The organism is Acinetobacter kyonggiensis, assembly GCF_900107285.1.
GTDB classification, from domain to species: domain Bacteria; phylum Pseudomonadota; class Gammaproteobacteria; order Pseudomonadales; family Moraxellaceae; genus Acinetobacter; species Acinetobacter kyonggiensis.
Genome location: NZ_FNPK01000020.1, coordinates 1 through 22,718, shown reverse-complemented (window position 1 = coordinate 22,718; position 22,718 = coordinate 1). Strand labels below are relative to the sequence as shown.

Genomic DNA, 22,718 nt, shown 5'->3' with positions numbered 1-22,718 from the left:
CTATGCAATTCAATCCCCGCTATCCTTTGCTCAATCCCAAGCTTTTTCATCAGCAAATGCCAGTTCCGCTAAAAGGGGCAAAAGCAGGACATTTTAACCAAGCACTTGCCGATCAATTACAATGGTCGGATGCAGACCAAGCGGCTTGGGTTGAAATCTGTAGTGGGCAGAAAACCTTTGCTGAATTTGAACCCCTTGCGATGGTCTATGCAGGACATCAATTTGGACAATGGGCAGGACAATTGGGTGATGGACGCGGTTTACTGATTGCTCAAATTTTAGATAAAAACAATCAAACCATTGACCTGCATTTAAAGGGTGCAGGTGCTACCCCCTACTCCCGTATGGGCGATGGTCGTGCAGTATTGCGCTCTGTTATTCGTGAATATTTAGCGGGTCATGCACTGAATGCTTTGGGCGTAGCCTCGAGTAATGCCGTGGGCTTTACCTCGTCGGCGCAAGGTGTACAACGCGAAAAATTAGAACTTGGCGCGATGATGCTGCGTACTTCGGACTGCCATATTCGTCTGGGTCATTTTGAATGGATTAATCAATATCAGCCTGAGCTACTCGCAGACTTTGTGCAGAAGTGTATTGAATGGCATTATCCTGAATGCCTTAATGCTGAGCAGCCCATTTTAGCCTTTGCCACCAAAGTCATTCAGCGTACCGCGGTGATGATTGCAAAATGGCAATTGGTCGGTTTCGCCCACGGCGTGATGAATACCGATAATCTCAATATCACCGGTTCTACGCTAGACTTTGGCCCTTATGGTTTTATGGAACGCTTCCGTCCAAATTGGATTAACAACCATTCAGACTACAATGCACGTTATACCTACCAGCAACAACCCAGTATCGGGCACTGGAATTTATGGACATGGCTCAATAATCTTATTCCGCTTGCCCCTGCTGAAAACAAACAACAATTTAAAGAAGATTTAGCCCAATGTTTAGAGCATTTTGAAACTACATTTTTAGAACATTACACACTTGGGCTATGCCAAAAAATGGGGCTACCCAGCTTCCATAAAGACAGTTTTGATTGCAGCATGGCTTTTCTTCGTATTCTGCAAGCAGAACAACTCGATTACACAGACAGCTTTATTCGTCTACAAAACAAGAGCTATACTGCTCTGCGTGATGATTGCTTAGATACCCGTCAATTCGATACATTTTTGAACCAATATCAAAGCATTCGAGCAGACCAAGCAACCGATGAGCTAGATGTGCAAATGTTTAAAGTGAATCCACAATACACTTTACGCAACCACATGCTACAAAAAGCCATTGAACTGGCGGAACGCAACGATTTCTCTGAAGTTGATCGCTTATTTAAACTATTCAATACACCATACACAAAACAACAACTTTTAGAACAAACTTCAGATTTAGCACCACTACCAAGTGATGTACCTGAAGTGATGGTGAGTTGTTCATCTTAAATAAAATATAAAATTGTGGATAAATGAAAATTTATCCACAAACCCTTTTAATTATTGAACTTTATGTTCAAATAATATGTTTGAACCAACAATGAATAAAAAATACATTCTGGCACTGACGTTTATTATTCTAATTATCATGACTGGTACTGGTCTTTATTTTAAATATCAAAAATTTATTCCAACCCTATCCAACCAAGTTCAATTTCCCAATACATTGTCTGATATAGAAATCACTCATATCCGTAAGCAAACGCCGATTAGCAGTATCCATGTTTACAAGGCAGCACGATTGGTCAAATTATTACATCAAGATCAAGTTATTCGAAGCTATCCAATGCGACTTGGCTTCGCTCCTATAGGACATAAAATTCAAGAAGGTGACGGCAAAACGCCTGAAGGTCAGTATGTAATTGACTGGCGAAATCCTGAGAGTGCTTTTTATAAATCGCTTCACGTTTCATACCCAAATGCTAAAGATCAACAAAATGCGCAACAGCTTGGTGTTTCCACAGGTGGAGACATTATGATTCATGGTTCTGCCACGACCAAACAAGTAAAAGCGTTGCCAAACTTGATGAGTTATTTACCTCAAAAAGATTGGACTTGGGGATGTATTGCTGTACGTAATATTGATATGGATGAAATTTGGCAATTAGTGAACAATGGTACAGTGATTGAAATTCATCAATAATATATTTAACTTATAATGTATTTATCTCATGGTATTTTCATTTTTTGAAGAAGAATAATTATGACGGGATTGCATCAGTATATAGCCAAAATTACCCTTACTTTCCCTGAAACCAATTGCAGTCAGCCTTTTGGAGAAGGCTGTGACGTTTATAAAGTCATGGATAAAATTTTTATGCTGAGTTTTCATTTGGAAGGCAAAGCCGCGGTTAACTTAAAAGTCACTCCCGACCACGGTGTGATGTTACGTGATATTTATCCTTATATCCGTACAGGCTGGCATATGAATAAGCAACATTGGATTTCAATTTATGAGAATGAAGACTTAGATCCTGATTTAGTGATTGATCTGGTACAGAGTTCTTATGATCTAGTAGTATCAAAGCTGAATAAAGTACAAAGACAGCGAATTGCCGCGCTTAGAGCCATCACATAAATATTGAATGAAGAAGAATTTAATTCTTCCCTTTTAATTTTCTAAAGCTCAACGCTATCGCTTCATCAAGCAGATCATGAGTTTGAACACATATTGTATTTACTGAACAGCTTTTCGACATTTTGTATCTATCTCATGTTTGAAACAGAAAATTCGAAAGTAAAAGCTTAGTAAAAAATTGATGAATCATAAAAAAGCTTTTAAAATAACGTCCTAAATTTAATATTCTCTAGAATTTACATAATACAATTTATAAGATTCTTTATTAAATACGAAATCCAATAGTTAAATTATCTTATTGAACAAAACTCCCAGACATTAAAACAACCAAATAAAAAAGGACTCATGCTTGAGTCCTTTTTAAATCATTACCTACTCTTTAGGTCTTCTTCGCCTTCAGCATCTTAAATACACCAAACAATACTACAATCCACACAGGCAGCATCAATACTGAAAGCATAAAGCCCTGATTCCACATGATATACAAAATCATCAGCATAAAAGCTAAAACAAAATAATTGCTAAACGGTGCAAACAACGCTGGAAATTTAGTTTGAATGCCCTGCTTCTTCATACTCTGTCTAAATTTAAGATGGATCAAACTGATCAGCATCCAATTCAGAACCGCAGCACTGACCACAATATAAATCAGATAACTGAGTGCTTTTTCAGGCAAGAAATAATTCAACAGCACGCAACCGAAAATCAATAATGCTGAAAATAAAACAGCAGAAATCGGCGTACCGTGCTGGTTCACTTGCTGAAAGACTTGTGGTGCATTGCCCTGTTCTGCTAAACCTAAAAGCATGCGGCTATTGGCATACATACCACTATTACAAACAGAAACCGATGCAGTCAGAATAATAAAATTCAGTAAATGCGCCGCCCAATCAATACCCATTTGCTTAAAAATAAGCACGAATGGACTTTTATCTAGCCCACCCAAATCCAATTGATTCCAAGGCACCAAAGACAAAAGGATCGCTAAAGAGCAAATATAGAACAGGAAAACCCGAATCACAGTTTGATTGACTGCTTTTGGAATATTTTTTTCAGGATCTTCGGTTTCCGCAGCCGCCATACTGATCAGCTCAATACCACCAAATGCAAACATCATAAAGGCCAGCATATAAAACAAGCCTTCAAAGCCATGTGGGAAAAACCCGCCATGTGCCCATAAGTTAGTGATGGATGCAGTTGAACCTACATCTGCCGTCAACAGCAAATAAACGCCGAAGATGATCATCGCGATAATCGCAACAACTTTAATCATCGACAGCCAAAACTCAGACTCGGCATATAGTTTGACATTGGCCAAATTGGCCAGTGTAATCACCACAAAAAACACCAGCACCGAGACCCACGCAGGAATATGCGGCCACCAGTAATTGACATATTTACCAATCGCGGTCAGCTCAGTCATCACGACTAAGATATACAGCACCCAGTAGTTCCAGCCCGTTAAAAAGCCTGAAAACCGTCCCCAATATTTAAAGGCAAAGTAGCTGAATGAACCCGTCACTGGCTCATGCACAATCATTTCACCGAGTTGACGCATAATTAAAAATGCAATCAAACCGCCAATCATATAACCCAAAATAATAGATGGGCCAGCGGATTCAATAATATGTGCTGAACCTAAGAACAGCCCTGTGCCAATTGCACCGCCCATGGCGATCAATTGGATATGGCGGTTCTTTAAACGGCGCTGAAGTTTAGGCGTCTCGCTGCTCAAAACACATGCTCATCTGATAAAAAAATGAATTGTACCGCTTGCACAGGCAATCAACCACAGTCTTGTGCTTTAAAATCGCCCATTGCTCAGCCGCATTTCACTGGTTGAATGTTTAACCTTGCGGCTTATATTTTAACTGTACTGAAAAAATATTTTTCCACAAAATAAATCCATAAAAAAAGCAGATAAACTTTTGCTTATCCGCTTTTTTTAAATCAGAAAACTAAATTAGTCTTCAGGATATTCAAAACGATAGCCCACACCATAGACTGCTTGAATCCATTCATGACGGTTACCTGTTTCAGCTGCATCCGAAATTTTACGGCGTAGATTTTTAATATGACTATCAATAACACGATCCGCCACATCAAAACTGTCTGGATTAATATGATCGAGTAACTGTGCACGTGAATACACTTGCCCGACATGCTCTAAGAACAACTCAAGCAAACGAAATTCAGTGGGCGTTAAATTCAAGGTTTTTTGTTGATACCAAATACGTTGTTGCGCTTTATCCATACGGAACAAGTTATTTTGCTCAGGCTCAGCTTGACGATCCAAACGACGTAAGACCGCTTGTACACGAGCCACCAATTCTTTCGGACTAAATGGTTTGCAAATGTAATCATCCGCACCCATGTTTAAACCCAATACGCGGTCAATTTCTTCAGTGCGTGCAGTCACCATAATAATCGGTAAATCAGACTGTTCACGCACCTTACGGCAAATGGTTAAACCATCCATGCGTGGCACCATCAAATCCAAAATCATTAAGCTGGGTTTACGCTGCGTAAAGCTATCATAGGCTTCCTGACCATCATGAAACATACTGACTTCAAAGCCTGCTGCTTCTAAATAGTCTCGCACCAATTGTGCAAGTTCAACTTCATCTTCAACCAGCATGACATGTTTCATGAATCTTATTCCTTATGAGTTTAACTGTTTTGGAAAAGTCAGTTTGCAACGCAAACCACCCAGTGGCGAATGTTCAAAACTCAATTTCCCACCCAATGCCTGCGCAATTTTACCAGATAATGCCAACCCTAAACCTGTACCGCCCGTACTGCGGGTACGTGAATCATCGACGCGATAGAAACGCTCGCCTAAACGTGCCAACTGTTCATCCGTTAAGCCAAATGGACTATCATCGACAATCACGCTCCAATGCGTTGCCGATTGCTCGGTATGTACACGCACCTCACCGCCTGCTTCGGTATAACGAATACTGTTGCCCAATAAGTTGACCATAATTTGTTTAAAACGATCTATATCTAATTGTAAATTCGCACCTTCACCTTGCACTGCAACAGATAAATTGGCTTGGGAAAATTTAGGCTTAAAGTTTTCAACTTCTTGTAGCACCACATTCCAAGGATTAACTTCCGCCAAATAACAAGTCAATTGCTGGGCTTCGGCTTGAGCTAAGTCGGCTAGGTCTTGCGTCAATTTTTTCAAACTAGTGACTTGACGCAACATCGCTTCAAAATGTTCTGGAGTTGGCTTTCGAATACCATCCTGCATTGCTTCAATCTGAGCTTGCAGCACTGCCAATGGTGTTTTTAACTCATGTGAAGTATCTGCCACCCACTGACGACGTGAACGTTCATGCTGATCTAAAATGACCGCCAATTGGTTAATTTCAGTAGATAAATCACCCAATTCATCATTGCGATTAATTTTTACCTGATGCTGATAATGCCCTTTGGTCAATTCACGTGTTGCATTTAACAGCCGTTGAATCGGCTTTTTAAAATAGGTCGCCAACAATAACGCGGCAATTAAACTGCTTAAAAAAGTTAAGCCATAAATCAGCAACAAATAGCGTTTCTGATTACTAAAGAAATTAATACTTAAGGCATCATCTTTATCCAGTACGGGTTTTAAGCCTAAATAACCGACAATTTTATCATTCACCATAATAGGCCGATAAGACACTGGAATATCTGATGGCTCCCCCACAACAAACTGCTGATTGGCATCATATAAGGATAATCGAGAACTTAGACCCAAACGGTCAGGCATCGAAATAAACTGCTTTTTTTTGCTTTGATTGTGGGTCGAATCTGCTTGCGTTGCTGCATTTTTTTGAGCAGGTCGAAATGTGTTTTCATTGGCACTTAATGGAAATTGAAGCCCTTCAAAAGGTTGGTATTCTGAAGGTAAATTCAACTCAATCATCTTGAGCTCTTCTTCATTTAATATTGGTTTATGCTGTCCAGCCTTATCTAAATTAGGCGAAACATTCATTAGGGAGTTGTCCTGAAAATAACGCTGCTGCAAAGCAATATCATACTGACGGCGTAACCACCAACGCGATAAGCGATCATAATCATCAGGTGCTGCCTTGCCTTCAATTTGAAGAATTTGTGCTTGAATGGCATTGCCCCAGTCATGATAAACCGTATAAACCCCTGCCAAATTGCTGATGACATGGTCGAGTTTTTGCATTTCAACATCGGCCACATAGCGGGCAAAGTTTTTTTGCATGGTCCAATGCAAGACACCAAGACTCACCGTCGTAATCACTAAGGTTGTGAGTAATACGGTCAAAAACAGGCGTAAAGCAATAGGAACACGACGAATTTTCAAATGCAAAATCTCAAAATTTCTTCTCAATTTATTATTGTAACCAACACCATCCTAAAAAACTCTCCATTGTTTCTTCATCATTATTATCTATTCTTTAACTGATCAAAATTACATTATTTTTCATTGGAGCTAAAAACAATGAATTCCATGATAAAAATTGCTTTAGTGGGTACAAGTATTCTCAGTCTAGGGGCTTTAACAGCCTGCCAATCGAGCAATAGTATTAAAGATAACGACCATGCTCGCATGATGAAAGATCATCATCCGCAGCATGAACGCAAAATGACAACTGAACAACGTGAACAGTTCCAACTAGCACGTCATGAACGTAAACAAGTATTTGAAAAAATTCAAAAAGCCTGTGAGAGCAAAGCAGCAGGTACAGCAGTACAAATTCAAGCCGGTGAAAAGACCCTTGAGGGTACTTGCACCATGACATTTAAACCAGAGCATAAAACTGGTAAAAAAATGCGTGGGGAAAAGCATTCCATGAAAGATGAGCATCGTCCAATGCGCGGTGAAATGCGTGAGGGTATGCATATGCAGCATGACCAGCCTTTAACAGATGCTCGACGTGCTGAATTAACGCAGCAATTTGATCAACGCTTAGCTGAACGCCAAGCAATACAACAAGCAATTGCTAAAGCGTGTCAAGGTCAAACACACGGCAAAGCGATTCAGATCAAAGTCGGTGTGCAAACCATCAATGGTCAATGTGAAATTCACTTCCAACCTAAAGCCCCTGTTGCCGCTCCAGTGAAATCAGCTCTATAAATATCTCCTCCAAATTTTAAAAGGCGCATTTATGCGCCTTTTTTATTGGACATAAAAATTTACGTATTTGACTATTTATAACATCGAATAAAGGATAAAAGCATTTACACTCAACATACTTAGCAATTTCAAGCGAAAAATCTTTGACTTTACAGTCACCAAGAAAAGGCATGGAAAAGCTTGTACCAAGCGGGAAGATGTTGCACGATTGAGCCATAGAAATACGTGTCATAGAAGGCACGTTCCAATGTTTATTAGGATTATAAGCTGGTTAAACCAGTATTGAGGAAACCGATATGCCACAATACAAAGCGCCCTTACGTGATATGCAATTCGTACTGCATGAGCTATTGAATGCAGAAGAACACTATTCTAAATTGCCTGCATTTCAGGAAACCGTAAGCCGCGAATTGGTTGACCAATATTTAGAAGCTGCTGCAGATTTCTGTGAAAACGAATTGTCTCCAATCAACCAAAGCGGCGACCGCGAAGGTTGTACTTGGAATGATGGCGTTGTAACAACACCAACAGGCTTTAAAGAAGCGTATCAAAAATACATCGAACTTGGCTTCCCTTCTCTTTCTGCTGAAGAGCAATACGGCGGTCAAGCTTTACCTGTTTCTTTAGGTAACGTGATTTCAGAAATGGTCGGTACTGCGAACTGGGCATGGGGTATGTACCCAGGTCTTTCTCACGGTGCAGTTCGTACTTTAGAACACCACGGTTCAGCTGAACAAAAAGATGCTTACTTACCAAACCTTGTTTCAGGTGTTTGGACAGGAACTATGTGCTTAACAGAATCACACGCTGGTTCTGACTTGGGTATTATCCGTTCTAAAGCTGAGCCACAAGCTGACGGTAGCTATGCAATCACTGGTGAGAAAATCTTTATCTCAGCGGGTGAACATGACATGGCTGAGAACATTGTACACATTGTTCTTGCACGTCTTCCTGGCGCGCCAAAAGGCACTAAAGGTATTTCTTTATTCATCGTACCGAAGTTCAACTTAAACGCAGATGGTTCTGTGGGCGAGCGTAACGCAGTTCGTTGTGGTTCAATCGAACACAAAATGGGTATCCATGGTAACTCAACCTGCGTGATCAACTTTGACAACGCAAAAGGTTTCTTGATTGGACCTGAAAACCGCGGCTTAAACTGCATGTTCACCTTCATGAACACAGCACGTATTGGTACTGCAATTCAAGGTTTATCTGCATCTGAAGGTTCATTCCAAGGTGCACTTACTTATGCAAAAGACCGTTTGGCAATGCGTTCACTTTCAGGTGTAAAAGCGCCAGAAAAAGAAGCAGATCCAATTATTGTTCACCCTGCTGTACGTAACATGCTTTTAACGCAAAAATCTTTTGCTGAAGGTGGTCGTGCACTGGTTTACTTGTTGTCTCTACATGCGGACGTGGTTGAGCAAGGTGCAACAGAAGAAGAGCGTAAGGCTTCTGATAATATCTTGTCCCTATTGACACCAATTGCAAAAGCATTCTTAACTGAAACAGGTTCAGAATCTGCGAAGCACGGCGTTCAAGTGTTCGGTGGTCACGGCTTTATTTCAGAGCATGGCATGGAACAAATCGTACGTGATACACGTATTGCTTGCTTGTACGAAGGTACAACTGAAATTCAAGCACTTGATTTGTTAGGCCGTAAAGTGTTGGGTACTCAAGGTGCAATGTTGAAAGACTTCACTAAGATTATTCACAAATTCTGCGATGCAAACAAAGACAATGCCGCAATGAAAGAATTTGTTGAACCACTTGCTACTCTAAATAAAGAGTGGGGTGATTTGACTATGCAGATTGGTATGCGTGCAATGCAAAACCCAGATGAAGTGGGTGCTGCTGCGGTAGACTTCCTGTACTTCTCTGGTTATGTAACTCTTGCTTACCTATGGGCGCGTATGGCACTGGTTGCCCAAGAAACACTTGCTGCGGGTACAACTGACGTTGACTTCTATAACGCGAAAGTGACGACTGCACGTTTCTACTTCAAGAAAATTCTACCACGCGTTCGCTCACACGTTGACGTGATTGCGGGTGGTTTAGAGCCATTGATGTCTTTAGATGCTGAACATTTCGCTTTCTAATACAACATTGTAAAAAACTGTACTCATGAGTACAAAAAAGAAAAAGGACGGTCATAGCTTTGGCGGTCCTTTTTCTTTATAAATACACATAAATGTTACCCCTTAGTCGTCTAACATGCTCGAAATACCTTGCTTAGACTGACTAATACCAAAATTTAAACAAAAACAGGTGTCCGAATCATGCCAATCTATAATGCGCCACTTGCAGATATGAAATTCATCCTTAACGATGTATTCAATGCAGAGCAATTCTGGCAAGCCAATGAAAATCTTGCACATATTGATGCTGCGACGGCAGAAGCTATTCTTGAAGAAATGGCTAAATTTGCGCAAAATGTGACTTTACCCATCAACCGTACTGGTGATGAAGAAGGTGCAACATTTAGCAATGGCAATGTGACGACTCCTGCTGGCTTTAAAGAAGCATTCAAACAATATGCTGAAGGTGGTTGGATTGGTTTAGGCGCTGACGAAGAATGGGGCGGTCAGGCAATGCCAAAAATGCTGACTGTTCTTTCTGATGAAATGTTATTCGCCACCAATCCTTCATTCATGCTCTACCCGCTTCTTTCTGTGGGTGCTGGTATGGCGTTAAACAGCTATGCATCACAAGAGCAAAAAGAAACTTATTTACCTAAAATGTATACAGGTGAATGGTCAGGTACAATGTGCTTAACAGAGCCACATGCAGGAACGGATCTGGGTATTATTAAAACCAAAGCTGAACCGAATGCAGATGGTACGTACAACATTACAGGGACTAAAATCTTTATTACCGGTGGTGACCACGACCTTTCTGAAAACATCATTCATCTTGTTTTAGCAAAAACACCGAATGCACCTGCGGGTTCACGCGGTATTTCATTGTTTATCGTGCCAAAATTCATGGTCAATGCTGACGGTTCGTTAGGTGAGCGCAATACAGCAGGCCCAGGTTCAATTGAACACAAAATGGGGATTAAAGCATCTGCAACTTGCGTGATGAACTTTGATGCTGCTAAAGGTTATTTAGTCGGCAAAGAAAATGAAGGCTTAGCAGCAATGTTCGTGATGATGAACTACGAACGTTTATCGATGGGTATTCAAGGTCTTGGTGCTTCTGAATATGCTTACCAAAATGCAGCACAATACGCGACTGACCGTTTACAAGGTCGTAGCGCTTCTGGCGTTCAATCGCCTGCTAAACCTGCGGACAGCATTTTAGTTCACGGTGATGTTCGTCGTATGTTACTCAATGCACGTGCCAATAATGAAGCATCTCGCGCATTTGCAGTTTACGTGGGTCAGCAACTGGATATCACTAAATTCTCAACCGATCCAGAAGCAATTAAAGCGGCAAATAACCGTGTAGCTTTACTAACTCCAATTGCAAAAGCCTATTTAACCGATACCGCTTTTAATGCAGTCATTGATTCGCAAATGGTATTTGGCGGTCATGGTTATATTCGTGAATGGGGTATGGAACAATGCGTACGTGATTTACGTATTGCACAAATTTACGAAGGTACCAATGGTGTTCAATCGCAAGATTTAATTGGTCGTAAAACCATTAAATGCAACGGTTTATTCATTGCAGAATATATTTCTGAAATTCGTGACTTTGCCAACGGTTTAGACGCTGAGTTAAACTTCATTAAAGATGCAACATTAGATGCTGCAACTGAAATTGAAGCCGTGACGCAATATGTAATTGAAGCTGCGAGTGAAAATATCGAATTTCCGAACTCTGCGGCGGTTGATTACCTGCATGCAGTGGGTCTTTTAAGCTTCTCGTATATGTTCGCAAAAATTGCCAATGCAGCAAAAGCGAAAGATGGCGAGTTTTATCAAAATAAATTGGCACTGGCGCAATACTTCGTACAACGCATTTTGCCAGAGCTTGAACTTCGTATTACCAAAGTAAAAGCAGGTTCAGAAGTGATTATGAACTTTAGCGAAGACTACTTTACTACTCAGGCTTAATTTTCTGAACTAAGCTTTAAAAACGCCTGCTTTGTCAGGCGTTTTTATTTTGGATGATCTTTTTTATTTTGGATGATATTTTCGAATTGTCTCAGACGTTTCAGGATGATGTTTTTCTAAAGCATGTGCGACATTTTCAGCATCTACTTTTGAACGATTCTGACTAACTTTAAATTTTCCAATAATTGAAGAAATTTCAATTTCGATTGCCACAATTTTCTCAAGTTGCTCTTCAATAAAATCATGTGGTGCATCCCCCATTTTCCAAGGAATATCCTGTGATGATTCATGAGTACGCGTTAAACGCGCCAATATTCCACGTAAATATTTCTGGTCTTCTATTTTTTGGATGCTTCCTGTGACATGCACCACACGATAATTCCAAGTCGGAACAACGCGATGATGCTCATGTTTACCCGCATACCCATTCGGAGAAATATAAGCCTGCTCTGCCTGAAAAATCACATACGCGGATACAGGGTGATCTAAAATTTCACACAATGGGTTTTCTTTTGCAATATGTCCTTTGAGTACACCCAACTCACCTTGTGTTGAATCTAATTCGAGTGGAATATGATTCGCCTCGATTTTTCCATCATGGGTGACAATCACACTCGCCAATGAATGTTGTTCAATTAAGTCGAAAAGTTCAGGAAGATTTTCCTGTTTAAAATGCGTAGGTAAATACATTTATTATACTCAAAAAATCAATATCGCTAAATTCTAAAACGACTACTGCACATGAGTCATTGTAAAATACTATTCTCTATTGGTCTTTATCTGCGACTAAACTAAGCCAACAGCAATAAAGCATGGGCTACAGCCCTCTTATTCACATAGAAAATAGAATCAATATTTTTTGATTTATCTTTCATGTGCATGAAATTTGCATGCTATTTAATACATCTTAGTTTTTATAAAATAAGGAGGAAAAAATGTCTGAACGAAATCCCAAAGTTGAAAAAGTTGAAGCCCTCCTCGATAAATTAGGCAATTTAGCTGTTGAAACCTTTCACTATGTCGCACTGTTTATTATTGGCTGCATGGTGGCTTGGTCTGCGGTACATACCGTGATTGATATTTTAACCGTCAAACAATACGCAACCATTGATGATATTTTATTGTTATTTATCTATTTAGAATTGGGGGCAATGGTCGGAATTTATTTTAAAACCAACCATATGCCAGTGCGTTTTCTAATTTATGTTGCAATTACAGCATTAACTCGCCTGCTCATTTCCGACATTCAGCATGACCATAAAGCAGATTTGGATCTGATCATTATCACAGGTTCTATTCTGATTTTGGCTTTTTCAATTTGGATTGTACGGTTTGCATCTTGGAATTATCCCTCTGTAATTCGTGACAAGCACAGTGAAAAGCCCCTACCTGAAGGTAAAACACCTCGTCCACAAGATGATGAATTGGCTTAAAAACATCATGCTTTTTCAATCCTCCTTTAGCTATAAGGGAGATTGAATAAAGTTTAAAATATTGTTTTAAACCAAGTACAAATTTGGATGGAGCAAGAATTCTTTTATTCAAACACCGTGCTAAAAAATATTTTTTAGATTAACGATTCGGCACCAACACATAGCGACCATGTTCATAAATCCAATACATTCCTGTAGGCGGTGCGGGTAAACCTAAACGACGCCAATCGGTAATTAAAACCGAGTTTGAACTTTCAATTCGGGCTGTATTCGGATCACCATTCACCCAGCTATAACTTTGTGAGTTCTGCGTAATGGTCGTTGGGGCATGGTATTGAATACTGACCCCATTTTGTATTGGTGGATAGCCACCATGTGGCGGATATGCTGGATAAGACGGTGTTGGGCGACTCGGATAATGAGGTCGATGTTGTGGGTAACTATTTGGTGGATAGTTATTTTGTGGATAATTCGGTTGATGCAAGGAAAAATTAGGTCGACTTGAAGTATAGTCATTTGATGGATAATTATTTTGCGGATAGCTCGGTCGATGTTGATGTTTGCTGGTATCGACACCTTGATAATTTGACCAACGGTTTTCCGCTTGAGTCATTGCTGAAGCCCCAAGAAGCACCATGCCACTCAGAGCATAAAGAATTGCTACTTTCATCAGAGACTCCCAATATCGTTGATACAACCATTCTAATCTCTAGTTTAGGATAAAGAATGGATAAAAAACCATCTAATGCAACGTTTTGTAAACCAAATATTTGAATCATTTCATGCGTTCATGCAACTAAGCATGCCCGATGTTTATGCTAAGATATTCTTTTTTGTTACTGGATCAAGCAGAGTGTCTGATTTAAGTTTTGACCGCCTACATCAATTCTTTTGTAAAGTGCCGAGTATACAAGAAGCATTGATTGATGCTTATGGTTCAGATGGTCAACATGCATGGTGGTTTAAATTTCAAATTAATGTAGAGCACCCTCTGGCATGGCAAACCGTGCAAGAATTGGGACATGTGCTGAATTACATTTCAAAGAATGAACGCCTGCCAACGCAGTTCCTACCTGTTTCACCGCCCCCTTATATGAATGGTGAAGCAAAAGACTTTTTAGCTTGGGTGATTCAGTGTAATCATCCTGACTTTCCACCCGATGTGGTGTGCGATTGGCTAGAAGCACGTTTACCACAACCCGTTGAAGATGAAAGCCAGTGGAAAATTAAAACGGATTTATCTGAACTGGATAAAATAAAAGATGCCGATTTGGATAAGTTAGTTCCACCCAATCCGCAATCTTAAATAAGATAGCTCCTCCCTTTCTCAAAGGGAGGTTGGGAGGGATTTAAAAAATTTGGAACGATTTCCTAAAAAGTCGATACCCCACTCCATTCCATAAAGCGATAAATTGCATATTTCAATTTCGACTCATCCGCATAAATACGGTAATCAACACTCATATTTTTGCCTTCTAAGTTCGACCAAGCGGTATTAAAATATTGATTGGCATCGTTAAAGACCTGCGCTTGAGATCCACCCACGACACGTAAATCAGTTTCCAAATTATAATTTTTAATGTTCCGTGCAGTGAAATTTGCTGAACCTAAAATTAGCTCGGCATGTTGTGCATTGTGTTTCACAATCATTTTGCTATGACACTGTTCACCTTGGGTCTTACACCAACGCACAGGTATACCCGCATCATTAAGTTCAGATGCCACTTGGCGGTTAGGAATACCATTTTTTTGACGACCGAAAGCATCTTTATTCGGATCAAGTAACACGCGAAGTTTTACCCCACGCTGATGTGCCGCAATTAACGCTTTGACAATATCCCGTTCCGACAAATAGAACATGGCTAAATCAATTTGCTCTTGTGACTTCGCCGTTTCAATCAATCTGAGTGTTGCATCATAAATGGCTTTTTCAGTCAGCACCTGAACTTGAGGCAAAGACTGCTCAGCCTCAAACTCGCCAACAATCACCATCGGAATATCACCTTTGGACATTCTACCTACAGCCTGTTCAGTCTTTAATACATCAATTGCAGTATTACCTGAAACCAGCAAGGCCACGTTGGAATGACGTGAGCTACCATCATGCGGGTTAGCAGAAGTCACTAAAGTTTTCCAACCCTGAGCGGTATCCACCACCAAAGTTTTACGATGATTGGCTTTAAAATTAAATAAGTTGAAATAACTCCGCAAGGTAATCTTTTGTTGACCAAATGGGTTAGGCAACCAACCCTTTTCAGGATTATTACCCGCATCTTGACAACAGATATACCAAATACCTGACCAGAGTGGATTGGATGCACGTAGCGGTGTTAAATCCGTTTCAATCACATCAATCCCCGCTGCGCGTAACTGACGATAATGCGCTGGTGCAACACCGCCATAGACTGAATTAATCGGGTCGGTAATGACCTTAATTTCAATATTCGGTTGTACGCGGCGTTTTAAAATTAAAGTATCGGTGAGTTGCTGAGTAAGTGTACGGTGCACCACACCAGATTCGCCAACCTCTTTATTGAATAAGAACATATCCAGCACGATGGTGCTTTGTGCCTCATCAATCATTTTTAACATTTGATTAAAAATATGGTGCTCTTGTTGTTGTTTGCCCTGCATATCAATATAGGTTTGATCGGCGATAAATTCCACCTCAGCATGACGCAACTGCCCCGTAAAATCCAAGCCCTCAGGCAAGGGCTTATAGGTATGATAAATCGCGGATGAGAGATAGCCCAAAGCCAATAAACTGACCATTACGCTGACATAACGACGGCGTGACCAATTCAATTTTTGATGAATTCGTTGAAAAATACGCATAACAAAAAACCTAGTCCAATCGCATCAGACTAGGTTTTATGGTTTGATTTTTCAAGAGGTTTTCTGTGAATTAAGCTTCAGTCCTACATTGTTTTATAGCGTAAACTTAGAAACCAAATTCTAAACCTACGGTAAAGTTACGCCCGACTTGCGGAATATTCGACAAGAATGAAGCATGTGAATAGACCTGATCATCTAACAGGTTGTTGGCTTTAAAATACACACGATAATCATTGTTTTTCGCGTATTGTCCTGCATAAGACACGCCAACATTAACCATGTTGTAGCCACCCGTTTCATGCTCATAACTGGCAATCTTGTCCTGATTAAACACATGATAATACTCGGCCAAACCTGACCAATGGTCATCAAAATTGGCATCTACTTTCGTCCCCACTCGACCTGCTGGAACGCGTGGTGCATTGTCGCTTTCAATTTTGCCACGGACATAATCACCGAATACACTCACTTTATACTCATCGGTTACAGCATAAGATGCTTGCGCTTCTGCACCATAAAATTTAGCTTTGTCTTGGGTATAATCGACTAAACGAAAATCTTTGTAGGATGCTGTGGTATTGGCATAAATATAATGATCAAACCAGTTATGATAAACATGCACATGGTAATCCAACTTATCTTGCTCATAATGTAAACCAAGCTCGATATTATTAGATTTTTCTGCGCTTAAATTTTCATTACCACGTTCATAGGTATTGGTCGCAAAATGCTTGCCATTGGCATACAGTTCTTGCGCCAAGGGTAAACGCTCTTGATGAGAACCGACCACAGACAATTTATAACTTGGTGCAAACTGCCAATTCACAGCACCTGAATAAGAGATGCCATAATCATCAAAATCTTTTTGATTGGAATCAATTTCAATTTTTTGCTGATCTAAACGCGCACCCAATTCCACATGCACATCATTAAATTGCTTATGTTCTAAAGCAAAAAGACTCCATTTTTGTGTTTTGCTTGGATTCAATAAAGATTCTTCACCAGTAATATCCAGTTTTTGCTGATTATATTGTGTCCCAATTACCCCTTCCCAATTGGCAATAGGATTGTGTACCAATTCTAAACGCGCATCATAGCCCTGACTTTTAAAGCGGGTTGCCACCGTATTTTCTTCTAGTTCGTCATGTTTATAGTCAGTATAGCTGGCATGGGCACGTAATTTTTCAAAGCCTGCAAAGGGATGATTCAATTCAGTACGGAAATCATAGCGTTCCGATTTAAGGTCAACCCAAGGGCCAGCAGCATGCTCATCTTCATCATGGCTATGTCCTGTATGACTGCCACAATGCAAATTATTGTCATGCGGATGACAGTCTTCATATTCATGACTGTGCCCTGGCAAACCATATTGATCTTGACGGTTACTATATGAAATACCGCTAAAACCACGCTCATGAATCCAAGATAAACCGACATTGACGCTATCGCTTTGAGCAAAAGTATTACCGACACGACGTTCTTTTTCTAATTCGCCATCATGGTCATGAAAATAATTCGGTGCAATATAACTGTTCGCATCTCGAGTCGAACCTTCTACCCGTAGTGCAACTTGATTACCCAAAGCTACGGTTGCACCCGCACTGGCGAGTTTTTCATCACTGCCAGAGTTATAACGAATCCCCGCCTGCCCCTCGATACCTTTTTCTGGCATTTGGGTGGGAATTTTATTGTCCGTCACATTGACCAAGCCACCCACTGTGCCTGCGCTATATAGCAAGGTCGATGGCCCACGAATAATTTCCACTTGCTTGGCTAAAATTGGATCTACAGTCACCGCATGGTCAGGAGATAGTGTAGAAACATCGGCTGTTTCTGAGGCATGTTGTAGGACTTTGACGCGTGGCCCATCTTGCCCACGAATCACGGGACGACTAGAACCTGAGCCATATTGGTTAGAATACACCCCCAATTCATCTGCAAGTGCATCACCAATGGTTGCTCCACGTTCAGCCAAAGCCTGATGCTCTACCACATGATCTGCCACTGCAAAATCTGCTGCCGATTGCACTAAGGGATGTGCTTTTAATTGAATGGTTTCTAATTGTTGATTTTGAAGATGATCATCAGCAAAAACGACAGGTGTAATGACGGCAAAGATAGACAGTGTAATTAAATTCTTATGGAAGGACATGTGCAGGCTCAAAGCGACAAAATCTGAATAGTGTTATAATATAACATTTCATTTTTTTTGCAATAAAAAACATTTCTTTTAAAAGGCTTCCGCTAAACTGTATTTCACCCATTAAATTATCATTGAATTTTAAAGATTTTTAGATGCCTTTTACCTTGTCGCATGCTGTACTCGCACCGCCTATTTCCAAGTTAACAGGTCATGCACTGCCTGTTGCTGCACTGGCTATTGGTTGTATGGTGCCTGATTTATACCGCTTATTTACCCAAGAAAATTCCAATACCACCCATTTATGGACATCAATTATTCATCCCGACTTATGGATTGGCTTGGGCTTTTGTCTACTTTGGTATCTGCTCTATCGCCCTGTGATTTACCGCTTAAGCGGGATTCAGCATCCATTAAACATTCAGAGTTTCAAATCAGCCGTCAAATTTTTCATTGGGGTCATTGCTGCGGTGCTTGTTGGCACAGCAACGCATATTATTTGGGATGGTTTAACCCATGTCGATTTTAGAACCTTTGCCTTTAAAGACTTTCTAAGTCAAAACCTCACTTTGTTTCATCATCAATATCCTGTGCATCGCATCTTACAAATTGGTAGCTCTATTGTGGTTTTACCGATTTTGCTTTACATGTGCCTGCAATATTACCGACAACATCAGCAACACCACCCAATTAGCCGAAAGATTAAACGCTTTGCTGTCGCGCTTTTACTGACATCTTTCGCTGTTGGTTGTTTTTCTAGTTGGGATTATGCACGCTATTTTTCTACAGAAATCTGGCAGGCAGATCTGTACTTTTTTGTCGGTAAATCCATCAATGAATTTACCCAAGGGGCTTTATCCGTATTTACCTTAGGCAGTCTGTTGTTCTTATTTTTTGATCGCGATCATCGACTGGGTTAATGTGCCAAAGTGAAATGATGCAGCAATTTTCAGTGATTTGGCGTTGTTTTTAGATCTACTTCTTGTGACACCCTGCCCAAAGAGGCATAATTCAACATTCAAAGGCGGTACGCTGTTTACGTATACGCTTGCCTTAACCCATATAGTTGGATTTTTTACGCTATGATGCGAACTCATTACTGCGGTACTTTAACCGAAGCTCAAATTGACCAAACCGTTACATTATGCGGTTGGGTACATCGTCGTCGTGACCACGGTGGTGTCATCTTCCTCGACATGCGTGACCGTGATGGTCTTGTGCAAGTGGTTATTGACCCAGATACTCCTGAAGCATTTTCAACTGCTGACAAAGCGCGTTCTGAATTTGTACTTAAAATTACAGGTCGTGTACGTCGTCGTTATGAAGGCACAGAAAATGCCAACATGGTGAGTGGTCAAATCGAAGTTCTAGCCAAAGACATCGAAGTTCTAGCTGCTTCTGAAACGCCGCCATTCCCATTAAATGATGAAAATACCAATATTTCTGAAGAAGTTCGTTTGAAATATCGCTTCCTTGATATTCGTCGTCCTGAAATGCTTGATCGTTTACGTTTCCGTTCTAAATTGACCAACCTTATTCGTAACTATTTCGAAGAAAATGGTTTCTTAGACGTTGAAACACCAATTTTGACCCGTGCAACGCCTGAAGGCGCACGTGACTATTTAGTACCAAGTCGTGTATCGAACGGTAGCTTCTATGCCCTTCCACAATCACCACAGTTGTTTAAACAATTGTTGATGGTTGGCGGTATTGACCGTTACTACCAAATTGCTAAATGTTTCCGTGACGAAGACTTACGTGCCGATCGTCAGCCAGAATTCACCCAGATCGACGTTGAAACATCGTTCATGAGTGACGATGACATCATGGATTTGATGGAAGTTTTAACCATTAAGATGTTCAAGGAACTTCTGAATGTTGACTTCGGAAAATTCCAACGTATGACTTATGCAGATGCGATGCGTGATTATGCATCTGACAAACCAGATATGCGTATTCCTTTGAAATTGGTTGACGTTGCAGACATGATGCAAGACGTTGAGTTCAAAGTATTCGCAGGCCCTGCTAAAGATCCTAAAGGTCGTATCGTTGCACTTCGCGTACCGGGTGCAGGTTCATTGCCACGTAGCCAAATTGATGAATACACGAAATTCGTCGGTATCTACGGTGCGAAAGGCTTGGCTTATATTAAAGTCAACGAACTTGAAAAAGGCATCGAAGGTCTTCAATCACCAATCGTTAAATTCATCGAGCCAATCGTGCTTGATTTGTTGAAACGTGTCGGTGCTGAAAATGGCGACATCGTATTCTTCGGTGCAGATAAAGCTAAAGTTGTGAACGATGCGATGGGTGCGTTACGTATCAAAGTTGGTCATGACATGAAATTAGCGACTTGCGAGTGGGCACCACTTTGGGTTGTTGACTTCCCAATGTTTGAAGAAACAGATGATGGCAAATGGACGTCTGTACATCACCCATTCACGCTACCAAAATCGAGCGTTGAAGAAGTGAAGAACAACCCAGGTGCTGCGTTGTCAGTCGCTTACGACATGGTCTTGAATGGTACTGAAGTGGGCGGTGGTTCACTACGTATTTATACTTTAGAAATGCAACAAGCCATTTTTGAAGCGCTGGGCATTGATGCTGAAGAAGCTGAAGAAAAATTTAGCTTCTTACTTAATGCTTTACGTTATGGTGCGCCTCCACATGGTGGCTTAGCATTCGGTCTTGACCGTCTGGTAATGTTAATGACAGGTGCTTCGTCTATTCGTGAAGTGATTGCCTTCCCGAAAACCAAGACTGCGGAATGTCCTTTAACTCAAGCGCCTGCGCCAGTTGAAGCAAATCAATTACGTGACTTAGGTATTCGTTTACGCGAAAAACCAAAAGCTGAGGTTAAAGCAGAAGCTTAATCCTTTAAATTCAGTGCTAAAAAACCCTGCTCATGCAGGGTTTTTTATTACATTGAGATCAGGTCTTGAGAATGGCATAATAGCGACCTATTTTCTCCTTTGGTGTGAGCTAAACCTTATGGCTATGCGTCCTGCTGTCCGTCGTCGTGCACTTGTATTAATGGTATTCGCTATCGCTCAGTGGTTATTTATGCGTTACATTTTAGCCAATGGTTTATTTAATATTGATACTAATCAACGTATTTTATATTTTTGTGTCAGTAGCTTAGGTGGCGCCTTACTCATTTTTGTGAGTTTAATTTATATGGTCTTAAAAGGTAATGCCGATAAACCTGAGTAATTTTTTCTCTAGCGCCACTAGGTTGACCTGATTTTATTGCCTAGTGGTTGTATTTCATTTCTTATTTTGTTCTCAAGACTTTTGATCTCATTTTCTATACTTTAGAAATGGCGCAGCCGCATTCATGCGATAAAACTCTTTCCAGAATTATTCTTTTTATAATGATATTAACTATAAATGAGTTGCGCTGTTATGTATCTTTTATTCAAAATAGTTGCTTTGCTCCCTCTTTCTCTGTTGCAGTTAATTGCCTCTTGGATTGCTATTTTACTCAATAGTTACAACTCATCCATGAAACGAATTACCCGCATTAATCTGCAATTGGCCTACCCAGATTTAAGCACGCAGCAGCAAAACATATTCATCAAAAATAGCTTAAAAAGCCAATGTATGACCTATGTTGAGTCGATTAAATGTTGGGGGATGCCACCCAAATATAATTTAGCTTTATTCAAAAATATTTATGGTGAACAGTATTTTACTGAAGCCTTAGCCAATAAAAAAGGTGTGATTGTGGTGATTGCACATTTTGGCTGTTGGGAGCTTTTAAATGCATGGCTGAATCAGTATGCCTCACCAATGATTATGTATAAACCGAATAAAAACAAAGGCATTGATCGCTTTATGTTAGAAGCACGCCAACGAACGAATGCCACCCTCGTTCCCACCGATGAAAATGGTGTACGTTCAATCTTTAAGCACCTCAAACAAGGCGGTTTGACCGTCATCTTACCCGACCATCTGCCCAAAGAATCTGGCGGAATTTATTCAAACTTTTTTGGTCAAAAAACATTATCAACAACATTGGTATCAAAATTAGCCAGCAAAACCCAATGTAATGTGATTGGACTCAGTTGTATTCGTGATGAAGTTTCTGGTTTTAATGTTCATTGTTCACGACTTTCCGATGATATTTTGTCTAAAGATTTACAAACTTCCGTGAATCGCCTCAACCAAGACTTAGAAGAGATGATTAATATCGCTCCTGAACAGTACTTATGGTCTTACAAGCGTTTTCGCAAAGTTGAAGGACAAGAGAATATTTATAATCACTATCGGTAAAATATATTTTAAATTTCACCCTATATTGTGATCAATTATTAAGGGTGGCATACTTATGTGCATCCTTTAACAGTATAAATCAATCTATAGCTATATAAGAGGTGGTCCCACATGTTTGAACAACTAAAAGCTTATTTATAAGTGATACTCTGCTCTAGTTAAGCTACCTTATTTTGTTGTGGTAGCTGGTCATAGTAAAACTCATCTGGAGTCATTTTGTCCAGACTCGAATGAGGTCGTTTCAAATTATAAAATTCAAAATATGCGTTTAATTGCTTCTTCGCATCCAAAACATTGCTGTA

Annotated in this window: 20 protein-coding genes; 12 read left to right on the top strand and 8 right to left on the bottom strand. The window is 40.2% G+C overall.

The window, feature by feature from the left end; all coding sequences use genetic code 11:
- Positions 1 to 2 precede the first annotated feature (2 nt).
- From BLV99_RS13810 to BLV99_RS13800, 3 genes are all read left to right on the top strand, one after another.
- The gene (locus BLV99_RS13810) at positions 3 to 1,445 is read left to right on the top strand and encodes a protein adenylyltransferase SelO (protein ID WP_092691740.1); all 1,443 of its coding nucleotides are present in this window, start codon (positions 3 to 5) and stop codon (positions 1,443 to 1,445) included.
- Between the two features lie 91 nt (positions 1,446 to 1,536).
- Positions 1,537 to 2,139 carry a L,D-transpeptidase family protein gene (locus BLV99_RS13805; RefSeq protein WP_092691737.1) on the top strand — a complete coding sequence of 201 codons (603 nt, stop codon included), beginning with the start codon at positions 1,537 to 1,539 and terminating at the stop codon, positions 2,137 to 2,139.
- 60 nt (positions 2,140 to 2,199) lie between these two features.
- Positions 2,200 to 2,574 (top strand): MmcQ/YjbR family DNA-binding protein, encoded by a 375-nt coding sequence (locus BLV99_RS13800; RefSeq protein WP_092691734.1) that lies wholly within the window; start codon positions 2,200 to 2,202, stop codon positions 2,572 to 2,574.
- 379 nt (positions 2,575 to 2,953) lie between these two features.
- On the opposite strand, the gene BLV99_RS13795 is transcribed toward BLV99_RS13800, so the two are convergent.
- From BLV99_RS13795 to baeS, 3 genes are all read right to left on the bottom strand, one after another.
- Positions 2,954 to 4,309: an amino acid permease gene (locus BLV99_RS13795; RefSeq protein ID WP_092691731.1), complete on the bottom strand. Its 1,356-nt coding sequence runs from the start codon at positions 4,307 to 4,309 to the stop codon at positions 2,954 to 2,956.
- A gap of 228 nt (positions 4,310 to 4,537) precedes the next feature.
- Positions 4,538 to 5,224, bottom strand: a complete 687-nt coding sequence (locus BLV99_RS13790; RefSeq protein ID WP_086166147.1) for a response regulator — start codon at positions 5,222 to 5,224, stop codon at positions 4,538 to 4,540.
- A 12-nt stretch (positions 5,225 to 5,236) separates the two neighbouring features.
- Positions 5,237 to 6,898: a sensor histidine kinase efflux regulator BaeS gene (gene baeS, locus BLV99_RS13785; protein ID WP_092691728.1), complete on the bottom strand. Its 1,662-nt coding sequence runs from the start codon at positions 6,896 to 6,898 to the stop codon at positions 5,237 to 5,239.
- A gap of 138 nt (positions 6,899 to 7,036) precedes the next feature.
- Here baeS and BLV99_RS13780 point away from each other — a divergent pair, with 138 nt between their 5' ends.
- From BLV99_RS13780 to BLV99_RS13770, 3 genes are all read left to right on the top strand, one after another.
- Positions 7,037 to 7,672, top strand: coding sequence for a hypothetical protein (locus BLV99_RS13780; RefSeq protein ID WP_092691725.1), 636 nt, complete (start codon positions 7,037 to 7,039; stop codon positions 7,670 to 7,672).
- Between the two features lie 296 nt (positions 7,673 to 7,968).
- Positions 7,969 to 9,771 carry an acyl-CoA dehydrogenase C-terminal domain-containing protein gene (locus tag BLV99_RS13775; protein ID WP_092691723.1) on the top strand — a complete coding sequence of 601 codons (1,803 nt, stop codon included), beginning with the start codon at positions 7,969 to 7,971 and terminating at the stop codon, positions 9,769 to 9,771.
- A gap of 180 nt (positions 9,772 to 9,951) precedes the next feature.
- On the top strand, positions 9,952 to 11,733 hold the full coding sequence (locus tag BLV99_RS13770) for an acyl-CoA dehydrogenase C-terminal domain-containing protein (protein ID WP_092691721.1): 1,782 nt from the start codon (positions 9,952 to 9,954) through the stop codon (positions 11,731 to 11,733).
- A 63-nt stretch (positions 11,734 to 11,796) separates the two neighbouring features.
- Here the strand turns inward: BLV99_RS13770 and BLV99_RS13765 are convergent, their stop codons facing one another.
- Positions 11,797 to 12,423 carry an FMN-binding negative transcriptional regulator gene (locus BLV99_RS13765; RefSeq protein ID WP_092691718.1) on the bottom strand — a complete coding sequence of 209 codons (627 nt, stop codon included), beginning with the start codon at positions 12,421 to 12,423 and terminating at the stop codon, positions 11,797 to 11,799.
- A gap of 245 nt (positions 12,424 to 12,668) precedes the next feature.
- On the opposite strand from BLV99_RS13765, the gene BLV99_RS13760 reads away from it, so the two are divergent.
- On the top strand, positions 12,669 to 13,166 hold the full coding sequence (locus BLV99_RS13760) for a phosphate-starvation-inducible protein PsiE (protein WP_092691715.1): 498 nt from the start codon (positions 12,669 to 12,671) through the stop codon (positions 13,164 to 13,166).
- Between the two features lie 139 nt (positions 13,167 to 13,305).
- Here BLV99_RS13760 and BLV99_RS13755 read toward each other — a convergent pair whose 3' ends face one another.
- Positions 13,306 to 13,836 carry an RcnB family protein gene (locus BLV99_RS13755; RefSeq protein ID WP_092691711.1) on the bottom strand — a complete coding sequence of 177 codons (531 nt, stop codon included), beginning with the start codon at positions 13,834 to 13,836 and terminating at the stop codon, positions 13,306 to 13,308.
- Between the two features lie 183 nt (positions 13,837 to 14,019).
- Between BLV99_RS13755 and BLV99_RS13750 the strand changes: the two genes are divergently transcribed.
- On the top strand, positions 14,020 to 14,472 hold the full coding sequence (locus BLV99_RS13750; RefSeq protein WP_092691708.1) for a hypothetical protein: 453 nt from the start codon (positions 14,020 to 14,022) through the stop codon (positions 14,470 to 14,472).
- 65 nt (positions 14,473 to 14,537) lie between these two features.
- Here BLV99_RS13750 and BLV99_RS13745 read toward each other — a convergent pair whose 3' ends face one another.
- Positions 14,538 to 16,001, bottom strand: coding sequence for a phospholipase D family protein (locus tag BLV99_RS13745; protein WP_092691704.1), 1,464 nt, complete (start codon positions 15,999 to 16,001; stop codon positions 14,538 to 14,540).
- Positions 16,002 to 16,107: 106 nt separating this feature from the next.
- Positions 16,108 to 18,153 carry a zinc piracy TonB-dependent receptor ZnuD gene (gene znuD, locus BLV99_RS13740; RefSeq protein ID WP_092691698.1) on the bottom strand — a complete coding sequence of 682 codons (2,046 nt, stop codon included), beginning with the start codon at positions 18,151 to 18,153 and terminating at the stop codon, positions 16,108 to 16,110.
- A 143-nt stretch (positions 18,154 to 18,296) separates the two neighbouring features.
- On the opposite strand from znuD, the gene BLV99_RS13735 reads away from it, so the two are divergent.
- The 4 genes from BLV99_RS13735 (at position 18,297) to BLV99_RS13720 (ending at position 22,416) form a co-directional block, all read left to right on the top strand.
- On the top strand, positions 18,297 to 19,061 hold the full coding sequence (locus tag BLV99_RS13735) for a DUF4184 family protein (RefSeq protein ID WP_092691695.1): 765 nt from the start codon (positions 18,297 to 18,299) through the stop codon (positions 19,059 to 19,061).
- 162 nt (positions 19,062 to 19,223) lie between these two features.
- Positions 19,224 to 21,014, top strand: coding sequence for an aspartate--tRNA ligase (gene aspS, locus BLV99_RS13730; protein ID WP_086166157.1), 1,791 nt, complete (start codon positions 19,224 to 19,226; stop codon positions 21,012 to 21,014).
- A gap of 118 nt (positions 21,015 to 21,132) precedes the next feature.
- Positions 21,133 to 21,354: a hypothetical protein gene (locus tag BLV99_RS13725; RefSeq protein WP_074946730.1), complete on the top strand. Its 222-nt coding sequence runs from the start codon at positions 21,133 to 21,135 to the stop codon at positions 21,352 to 21,354.
- 192 nt (positions 21,355 to 21,546) lie between these two features.
- Positions 21,547 to 22,416, top strand: a complete 870-nt coding sequence (locus BLV99_RS13720; RefSeq protein ID WP_092691692.1) for a lysophospholipid acyltransferase family protein — start codon at positions 21,547 to 21,549, stop codon at positions 22,414 to 22,416.
- Between the two features lie 158 nt (positions 22,417 to 22,574).
- Here the strand turns inward: BLV99_RS13720 and BLV99_RS13715 are convergent.
- Positions 22,575 to 22,718 (bottom strand): integrase core domain-containing protein (locus BLV99_RS13715; protein WP_139243551.1); only part of this gene is annotated, 144 nt, incomplete at its 5' end.

Bases quoted from the DNA above. Each gene is read 5' to 3' on its own strand.
- BLV99_RS13755 (WP_092691711.1), bottom strand. From the start codon at position 13,836: ATGAAAGTAGCAATTCTTTATGCTCTGAGTGGCATGGTGCTTCTTGGG.
- BLV99_RS13800 (WP_092691734.1), top strand. From the start codon at position 2,200: ATGACGGGATTGCATCAGTATATAGCCAAAATTACCCTTACTTTCCCT.
- BLV99_RS13790 (WP_086166147.1), bottom strand. From the start codon at position 5,224: ATGAAACATGTCATGCTGGTTGAAGATGAAGTTGAACTTGCACAATTG.
- BLV99_RS13720 (WP_092691692.1), top strand. From the start codon at position 21,547: ATGTATCTTTTATTCAAAATAGTTGCTTTGCTCCCTCTTTCTCTGTTG.
- BLV99_RS13725 (WP_074946730.1), top strand. From the start codon at position 21,133: ATGGCTATGCGTCCTGCTGTCCGTCGTCGTGCACTTGTATTAATGGTA.
- BLV99_RS13775 (WP_092691723.1), top strand. From the start codon at position 7,969: ATGCCACAATACAAAGCGCCCTTACGTGATATGCAATTCGTACTGCAT.
- BLV99_RS13745 (WP_092691704.1), bottom strand. From the start codon at position 16,001: ATGCGTATTTTTCAACGAATTCATCAAAAATTGAATTGGTCACGCCGT.
- BLV99_RS13780 (WP_092691725.1), top strand. From the start codon at position 7,037: ATGAATTCCATGATAAAAATTGCTTTAGTGGGTACAAGTATTCTCAGT.
- aspS (WP_086166157.1), top strand. From the start codon at position 19,224: ATGATGCGAACTCATTACTGCGGTACTTTAACCGAAGCTCAAATTGAC.
- BLV99_RS13760 (WP_092691715.1), top strand. From the start codon at position 12,669: ATGTCTGAACGAAATCCCAAAGTTGAAAAAGTTGAAGCCCTCCTCGAT.
- BLV99_RS13735 (WP_092691695.1), top strand. From the start codon at position 18,297: ATGCCTTTTACCTTGTCGCATGCTGTACTCGCACCGCCTATTTCCAAG.
- znuD (WP_092691698.1), bottom strand. From the start codon at position 18,153: ATGTCCTTCCATAAGAATTTAATTACACTGTCTATCTTTGCCGTCATT.
- BLV99_RS13805 (WP_092691737.1), top strand. From the start codon at position 1,537: ATGAATAAAAAATACATTCTGGCACTGACGTTTATTATTCTAATTATC.
- BLV99_RS13810 (WP_092691740.1), top strand. From the start codon at position 3: ATGCAATTCAATCCCCGCTATCCTTTGCTCAATCCCAAGCTTTTTCAT.
- BLV99_RS13770 (WP_092691721.1), top strand. From the start codon at position 9,952: ATGCCAATCTATAATGCGCCACTTGCAGATATGAAATTCATCCTTAAC.
- BLV99_RS13765 (WP_092691718.1), bottom strand. From the start codon at position 12,423: ATGTATTTACCTACGCATTTTAAACAGGAAAATCTTCCTGAACTTTTC.